General features: G+C 45.7%; 12 protein-coding genes. 5 read left to right on the forward strand and 7 right to left on the reverse strand.

The window, feature by feature from the left end; genetic code table 11:
• Positions 1-130: 130 nt before the first annotated feature.
• The 7 genes from Q7V21_RS13555 to Q7V21_RS13585 form a co-directional block, all read right to left on the reverse strand.
• Positions 131-907, reverse strand: a complete 777-nt coding sequence (locus Q7V21_RS13555; protein ID WP_304917796.1) for a hypothetical protein — start codon at positions 905-907, stop codon at positions 131-133.
• Positions 908-925: 18 nt separating this feature from the next.
• The gene (locus Q7V21_RS13560) at positions 926-2,053 is read right to left on the reverse strand and encodes a TraU family protein (RefSeq protein WP_304917797.1); all 1,128 of its coding nucleotides are present in this window, start codon (positions 2,051-2,053) and stop codon (positions 926-928) included.
• A complete protein-coding gene (locus Q7V21_RS13565; RefSeq protein WP_304917798.1) occupies positions 2,053-3,234 on the reverse strand; it encodes a TrbC family F-type conjugative pilus assembly protein in 1,182 nt (393 codons plus the stop codon). Before Q7V21_RS13565 ends, Q7V21_RS13560 begins: the two co-directional genes overlap by 1 nt.
• Positions 3,203-3,760, reverse strand: a complete 558-nt coding sequence (locus Q7V21_RS13570) for a S26 family signal peptidase (RefSeq protein WP_304917799.1) — start codon at positions 3,758-3,760, stop codon at positions 3,203-3,205. The genes Q7V21_RS13565 and Q7V21_RS13570 overlap by 32 nt, the downstream gene beginning before the upstream one ends.
• The gene (locus tag Q7V21_RS13575; protein WP_304917800.1) at positions 3,744-4,046 is read right to left on the reverse strand and encodes a hypothetical protein; all 303 of its coding nucleotides are present in this window, start codon (positions 4,044-4,046) and stop codon (positions 3,744-3,746) included. The genes Q7V21_RS13570 and Q7V21_RS13575 overlap by 17 nt, the downstream gene beginning before the upstream one ends.
• Positions 4,043-4,618, reverse strand: a complete 576-nt coding sequence (locus tag Q7V21_RS13580; RefSeq protein WP_304917801.1) for a TerD family protein — start codon at positions 4,616-4,618, stop codon at positions 4,043-4,045. Before Q7V21_RS13580 ends, Q7V21_RS13575 begins: the two co-directional genes overlap by 4 nt.
• 159 nt (positions 4,619-4,777) lie before the next feature.
• Complete coding sequence (locus Q7V21_RS13585) at positions 4,778-5,011, reverse strand: hypothetical protein (protein ID WP_304917802.1); 234 nt, start codon at positions 5,009-5,011, stop codon at positions 4,778-4,780.
• A gap of 47 nt (positions 5,012-5,058) precedes the next feature.
• On the opposite strand from Q7V21_RS13585, the gene Q7V21_RS13590 reads away from it, so the two are divergent.
• From Q7V21_RS13590 to Q7V21_RS13600, 5 genes are read left to right on the forward strand one after another with little or no spacing between them, the layout of a single operon-like run.
• Positions 5,059-5,331, forward strand: a complete 273-nt coding sequence (locus tag Q7V21_RS13590; protein WP_304917803.1) for a hypothetical protein — start codon at positions 5,059-5,061, stop codon at positions 5,329-5,331.
• Positions 5,332-5,346: 15 nt separating this feature from the next.
• On the forward strand, positions 5,347-5,976 hold the full coding sequence (locus tag Q7V21_RS17920) for a FlhC family transcriptional regulator (RefSeq protein WP_370654067.1): 630 nt from the start codon (positions 5,347-5,349) through the stop codon (positions 5,974-5,976).
• On the forward strand, positions 5,973-6,581 hold the full coding sequence (locus Q7V21_RS13595) for an STAS-like domain-containing protein (RefSeq protein WP_304917804.1): 609 nt from the start codon (positions 5,973-5,975) through the stop codon (positions 6,579-6,581). The genes Q7V21_RS17920 and Q7V21_RS13595 overlap by 4 nt, the downstream gene beginning before the upstream one ends.
• Positions 6,562-7,029 carry a FlhC family transcriptional regulator gene (locus Q7V21_RS17925; protein ID WP_370654068.1) on the forward strand — a complete coding sequence of 156 codons (468 nt, stop codon included), beginning with the start codon at positions 6,562-6,564 and terminating at the stop codon, positions 7,027-7,029. Before Q7V21_RS13595 ends, Q7V21_RS17925 begins: the two co-directional genes overlap by 20 nt.
• A gap of 17 nt (positions 7,030-7,046) precedes the next feature.
• A complete protein-coding gene (locus Q7V21_RS13600; protein WP_304917805.1) occupies positions 7,047-7,304 on the forward strand; it encodes a pyocin activator PrtN family protein in 258 nt (85 codons plus the stop codon).
• Positions 7,305-7,466 lie beyond the last annotated feature (162 nt).

The following is a 7,466-nucleotide window of genomic DNA, read 5'->3' on the forward strand; positions in this document are numbered from 1 at the left end:
GTCGACGCTCGGCACTATGACTGCGGACTATTTTTTCAAGCTGTTGTTTTTGTTCGGTGGTCAGTGTTATTTCTATCGCTTTTCTAGGCATAATGCCTAGTATAGCTGATATAATATATTATTTCTGCAATTAAACACTAGCACTCCAGTTATAGTGAGCACACGACCCTGACCAGTAGTTGTTCCCAATGGTACCTACGTTTATATAGGCACAGCCTATACCGCAGCTGGTAACATTTCCATCCCCGCCTGCAAAACTCATAACAGGCCTATATAACACGGATCTTGTGACGCTGCATTTCTCTGTCTTCAGCGTTTTCTTGCAGGTCTTCAGATCCTCCATGTGGATTGGGCACGATGTCTCGGAAAAACTGGTTTTCTTTTCGCAACCATTAAACAGGTCATTGATTAATGGCGATTTCAGGCTGAATATGTCGTCCGATGTTTTCCATATAGGATCGTTGACTATATTCGGCATCGATGTATTGGCACCCATCAGGGTTTGATAGGCAAACGCATGTGTCGATGTTCCTGTCGTGAGTGAGCCGAGATCGTTATTTACATGGGTGCCAAATGTGGCGGCGTCACCATAGGATGCTGAAATGCCATCCATTGATCCTGGCTGTATTTCCTGGAACAGCTCGTTTTGCTGCACTTTTTGGCCGGTAACCGCGCCGTTCGTGAGTGTCATCTCTCCAGTCGCGCTGTTCATGTTGGGAATACTATAGCCCGTCATTAAATCGGTACCGAAGGCTTGGCCTTCGGCAGCTTGATCCAAAAAGGCGTCCGCAAATGCAGGGAATGGCTTAAAAAATAACAACCCGGTCCATAAATAAAAACCGGCTATTGGGTTATGAACAAGACAAACAATCAGCGCCGAAGCAATGGGTTTGGTAATAAATCGCATTATTGGACTCAAATTTCTTTAATGATCGTTATCACCAGTAAGACAGCATTCTGTGTAACGCCAGATCAAGTAGACATAGTCTTCGCCCGTGCCTGGGATGGTGCGATGCTCACCCCATTTGAAAGTTGACTCGCCTATCCAGTGGCAACAGTTATCCAGAATTTTACTGTGTATAACACCACTGGCATCTGTGCTTTCAAAATGTTCCGAGTCGGCTTCTGCCAACGGAAACAGAGTGCTAAGCTTGTACTGCTGTTTCGGGATCATGGGGTATATCTGACCCGAGCAGAGGGCGTCATCGCCGTAAGTTTTGTGCGCCAAGGCCTTGCGATGAAGTGATGCCAGAACTCGCGCTGTTAAAAGACTGGTATCACGGGGTGCCGATGCGTCTGAAGCAATATTTCCGGTAAAGGGATACAGATTGCCCCAGCAACCGGCACACCAAAACAGTGATGTCATAGGCATTGATGCTGTCGTGGTGGCGCAATCAACCATGCAGGCGGCAACAGCCAGAGGATTGGCAAATACAACCGCTTCCGGATTCATGAAGAACGCAAGCTCATCGACATTCCAGGTCGGATCCAATTCGGACATGTACATCATGTCCAGATTGCGAAGTCCTCCGGCATTGCAGTTGTTTTGAACGAATAGCTGCAAGATGGCGTAGAGAGGAAACGCCCAATAGTGATAGTTGTAATAGGTCTTGTCAGAGCCATCACCCTCAACTTCTTTATGCCCGCCCCAAAGCCTGACACCACTGTTGAATGAGGTACCGCCCAGTATCGGTGAGCAATAAGGTTTTCTAACAACCTCAATCAATCTCGCCGGCAGCCAGGCGCCTCCCGTGATACCGAGCATAGGAAGCCCTTCGTCACCACTACAGGTACAAAATGACTTTTCAGTCGCTCCATCGGGTATATCGTTATCCTCGTCGAAAATTGTCATGCCGAGCAAACGGACGGGGAACAAACAGGACCAACAGACGTCAGTCAGCATTTTCTTTCCCCAAAAGTCGGCATCAGGGCACAATAGTTTGGTGGCATCGATAGCTTGCGTCGTTTCAGTTGTGGTGACGTCTTGCCCTAATGGTGCCGTTTGAAAAACCAGGCATGCGAGACAAACATGAAGGGTAAAAATAATTCGCATCAGTTCAGCACCCTGGCGTCAATTTCCCTGACCAGGATAGTATCGCCTAGTCCTTCAACAACCGAAGGCAGCGCCTGAATCTGGAATCGTTCAATGATGGTTTTGTTGAGCTTGTAAATGGGGGCGTTCATCAACTCTGTCGTCTGGTTATAATGCTCCCACCCCTTCTCGGTATCCATCTTGGAAAATAAGTAAACTACCGGCTTTTGCTTTGCCAGCATTTCGTCGCCGATTTTTTTGGCGATTTCAACCTGTTTTTTGTTGGTGGCGTCAAACAGGATGTAGACGTGACGCATCGGCATAATGGCCTGCGGATTTATCGTCTGCCCCTTTTTAAAGATTAGTCTGCCGTCGGGGTGAAAAATGTCCTGCGTTGAAACGATGGAAGTATCAATGCGCCGCTCATTGTTTTTCTCGGCCACAGGCAATCCTACCGAGTCCTTTTGCTGCGCCCAGAAATTATCGATCGCATGTTTCTTTTCTTTTTCCCAATCAAATTCGGCCATGCGGCGTTGCATCTCTTCGATCATGTCGGGTTCAGCGATGCCGAATACTGGACCTTTTTGACCGAGGTCACCAGCGTCCTGTTTGGACATCCAGTTGTATCCGGGTAATCCGCGAGCAGTGCGCGTTTCACCATCCGCATTGGTTTCAATCATCGTGGGAACCGCTTGAACATTGAAGTGAGTGAATAGTGTGGGGTCGATTACAGCGCCTGGTACCGGCTTAACCTCTTTAACCACCTCGTAAAGTCTACGGGTGATCGTGCCTGTGTCTCCGCCTTTTTCTACGCCACGAAACACCAGCAATGATTTTGTCGCTGCGGCCTCTTCTGCAGCCGCTTTAAGTTCCTGGTTGGGCATGCCCATTGACACAAATATCCAGCGTCCTTGTATCGGCTTTCCTGGACTTTGCGATTTTTCAATATTCACAACTCCCTCTTTATTGATTTGGCGTCCGTTGTTTCCTTCGCGCAATAGCTGCTCAAAAACCGGACTGAGTGCCGCCGGTTTGGTTTTTAACCAGTCCGGTAACTGACGATTCATGTTGGGTTGCTGTTCTTTCATGATCTCTTTGATGAAAAAATCGTCCTCGCCCGCATTTGCGATTGAGGACGACAGGTGCAGCATCAATACTGCAAGGAAACAACTAGAAAATCGGGTACGCGCGGCCAATGACATCTTTTTTATCCACTAATCCGAGCAGGTTGTAACGTGAATCAAGGCTGTATTCATGGTCGCCGGCGACGAAGTATTTATTGAGTTGAAGGGTGTTCTTGCCTTCCCACAGCTCATCGTTTGGGAACAGTTTTTTCAGGCTTAATCCGATATTTTTCCCCACCAGCGTTCGATCGCCCACAACAAAGTCACGGCCCTTTTTGGTCACAATATCGCCAGGGCTCGCGAGTAGTCGTTTTGTAAACGTATATCCCTCTGGATAGGGATCGCCGTTGTGCCACTTAAACGCAATCAGTCCGCCTGTTTCCACTGTGTCATTGAGACAAATCAGAAACAGCGTGTAAGGAAGACTTGGCGTTTGGTTCATAGCCAGCCGGTAGTTGGCGTGTACAACCCCGTAAAGCGAAACCAACAGCGCCCAGGTAATGGCGTGGGACTTGATGTGCTTGACCAGAATGGGGCCAAAGGCTTTGCTTCTTTTAATAATACGATCAAGCATTAAAGATTGTTGGTCATTCAATGCTGACATAAGCTTCCTCGGGTGCGTTAATAACAGATTGGGCATCCATTACAACGACACCCTGTTGAACCAATTTATCGGTAGTGGCTTTTACTCGTGCCGTTAATGCCTTGGCGTCGTCTTCCGTCTGAGTTGCATTTTTTTCGACGGCTTTCATGACCAGCGCCTTAACATCAACCACGGCGATTTGTGCGGGGATAGGCGAAAAAGCGGCGGCATAATAACCGCCCAAAGCACCACAGAGGGCACAGGAGAACAAAAGCAACAACAGTTTGAAAGGTATTAATGAATTCATGCATTGATACCGTGCATTCTGATTAATTCTGTAAGGCCGCCTTTAACACCTTGTCCTATGGCTCTGAATTTCCATTCCCCTTCATAACGGTAAATTTCGCCAAAGATCATCGCGGTCTGAGTTGAGGCATTTTCGCTCAAGTCATAACGGGTGATTTCTTGCTGCGACTCTTTATTAACCAGTCGTATAAAAGCATTAAAGACTTGACCGAAATTTTGTTTGTTTTTGTCGGCTTCGTAAATAGACACACAAACAATCAGTTTGTGGATTTCAGCCGGGACTTTATCGAGAAACACAAGAATGGATTCGTCGTCACCATCACCCGCTCCGGTTCTGTTGTCACCGGTATGATGGACGGCACCACAAGCAGAATCCTTCTGATGGTAATAAATGAAATCGCGGTCTGATCGCACTTTTCCGTCCGCTTGGACCATCAAGATGGATGCGTCGAGATCGAAGGTTTCCCCGTCGGTTTCTCTAACATCCCAACCTAATCCGACGATGATGTTTTTCAGGAATGGATCGGTTTTGCTCAGGCTGATGTTGCCGCCTTTCATCAAGGGTATTGCCATGGTTTTATCCTTTTAGTGATTGAATTTTTTTGATGGCAACGCCGTGACAGCGTGGGAGCCAAAAAAGCTACGCATTATTGCCACCCTTTTTTACAACGACTTTTCTCATAAATTTCCCTCACGGTTGACGTGACTAAAATCTTACGAGAAAAAAATCTTTTACATCGGGGTGAAAGACGCGGTTTTTCGGCCTCTTTTGATTTCGAAATGCAGGCTGAGGTTTAACGCTTTAATTTTTTCAAAAACCTCAAAAAAATATGGTTTTTTACCCTTTTGAGCCCTTACATTATTTTTATCCCTATGATTGTTTTTTGAATGAGCTGCAAGCCAGACAAATAAAGAGTTGCGCAGGTTTGTTCGTGTTTTTGCAATCTTTCGAGCTATGTCTTTCATTTGCTCTCATTCAAAATTTAATCAGACAACTACCGGGATAAACGAACATGAATCTTGTTAACGACGACCTAAAAAATATTAACTTCCAGTTTTTGATGGTGGTTCGTGAATGCGCGCGGCATCATCCTATGGATGCCATTTGGAAATTCAATCTGAATGCTGTGGAAATCGAGAGAATATCAGGTATGTCGCTTGAGGGACTAAAGGAACTGGCGGAGTGCGGTAGAGCCGTATTTACGATATTACCGGTCACTGCGACACCATCAACCACTCCACCCAACATTCTTGCCGCTTTATTGCCGGTGACGACACATACCTAAAGGGAGCTTGGCAAAATGACGGAATCACATCTGCGACTAACACCAAAAGAGAGCGACATTTTGGGGCTAAAAAGGAAACTAGATCTGGCTAAAGGCATTATAGAAAAAGGAGGCCGTCCCTCGATAGTCAGAGCGGTATGCCAAATCTCCAAGGCATCAGCGCTCCAGTTTCATAAAGAAATTCACGGCCATGGACCTAAGGCCGGCTTATTGCCCTACGATCCCGACTGGATCACAAAGTCACCCGAAAACTGCCTGCACGCATCGATTTACTTCAACATTTTTCAAAAAATCTCCAGAAACACCACAGCGTGCAAGGGCGAAATTTATCTCGCAGCCTATACACTTTACGAACAGACGTTAATGGACAAACCAAAGATTCTGAACATCAATAGAGCTTGGCATATAGGCCAGCAGATCAGCATGTCATACCTCTGCGGAATGACGTGCAGTCGATGTCATTCAACGTATGTCGCTATCAGAGAATTTCCAGACCCCTACAAGTTCTGTCCGCTATGTGACGCGACTTCCGACTCTACAGGCCGACAAAAATGGAAGCAATTACACACACGGCCACGGATACATAGGACGAAAAGAAAGAAAAAATCACCCATCGAAACACCCTTGAACAAGGGTGACTTATGATTTGTTTAAAAGGACTTTTCAAGCGTGACATCTTGACTAATCAAGGCACCCGGCTTTCCAAAATCATTACAGAAAAATTGATTAATTCAGAAGATGAATGTTTGGTTGACTTTGACGGCGTTGCAAATGTCTCGCCACTTTTTTTTCAGGATTTTATTTTCCCCCTCGTCATCGAGTTTGGCAGTCATGCCCTAGATAATCGGCTGAGATTAATCAATCTCAAAGATGAACACCTCTCTTCTTATCAAGCAGCCTGTGATCAAACAAGTGCTTATATGGACAAACTTGCCGCGCGTCAGACAAGGTCATTCGGAGATATATCGGACTTAACCTGTGAGCTGCTGATCAAGGCAAGGGAGTTATCAAGACGCGATCGTTCGACGGCGCAACTTATTTTTGGTATCAACAACAGCATGGCAGAGCTCTTTGCAAATATGGACATTGAGCTGATTCGTCGGATTGCCAATGCCGGTATTGTCTGTTTTGAACCACGATTTTCTCCAGAATTTACAGAAAAATTGGCTGAACTTGATGCGTCTGAGATTGATATCTTTTTGAATATCGTTGGCGATTTAGAGGATATCTATGAACCTGGATACGCTTAATCGATACGCCTTAGCAGTGGAACTACTGTCTCTTAAACCACGGATATCCATCGTAGCCAAGGAAACTGGTTTGTCACCCGCAATTCTTCGCAAGGCGTTTGTGGAAATGCATCAACGCTCCCCATCGAGCGGTCCGATAAGAACGTCACCTCAATTTATGAGTAAAAGTTTTTCAAAATTTAAAGAGGCCACGCTTTGCGCTGTTTTTTTTCGACTTGAGAATCGTCGACACTGTGCAAGACGTGAGATTAATGGTTATCGACGTTACTGTTCGTATATCAAATCCGTATCAAACGCTTATCCACTGCTTGATTTCTCAGATGCTTGGACAATTTCAAAGTGGCTAGATGTCGGCGTTCTTAAATTAGTGCGTTGTAGCCATTGTCGCAGTGCGAAGTTAATTAATAATGAACTGGAGCATAATGTGTGCTGTGTTTGTAAAAGTTGAACTCAAGAAATACTCCTATGAAAGTATCAACCTACTTCGCTTTACTGGCCGAGTTTGGTACAGCACAGATCCCTTTAGAGTTGGTTGCCCCAAAGTTCCTAGACATTGATGTGCAAACTGCTAAAAACAAAGCAGCTAAACAACAACTTCCATTCCCTTGTGTTCGAATTGGGGGACAAAAGTCTCGTTGGTTTGTTGATGCTGGGACCTTAGCCGAATTTATCGACCAAAAATTAGACGAAGCCAAACAAACTTGGGGAAAAATGAACGATTGACATCCTGCTTTGATATTCTTCCCTTAGGGATACCGCAGGCATAAAAATCCCGTCATAATGGTAATTTTGCGAAATACCTCAGGCCGACAAAGATGAAAGAAACCATTGCCCCGTCCGTCATGTTTACAGAAGAGCTTGCGGAATTGATTACCCGCTTGGTAA

It is taken from the genome of Methylophaga sp. (genome assembly GCF_030651745.1).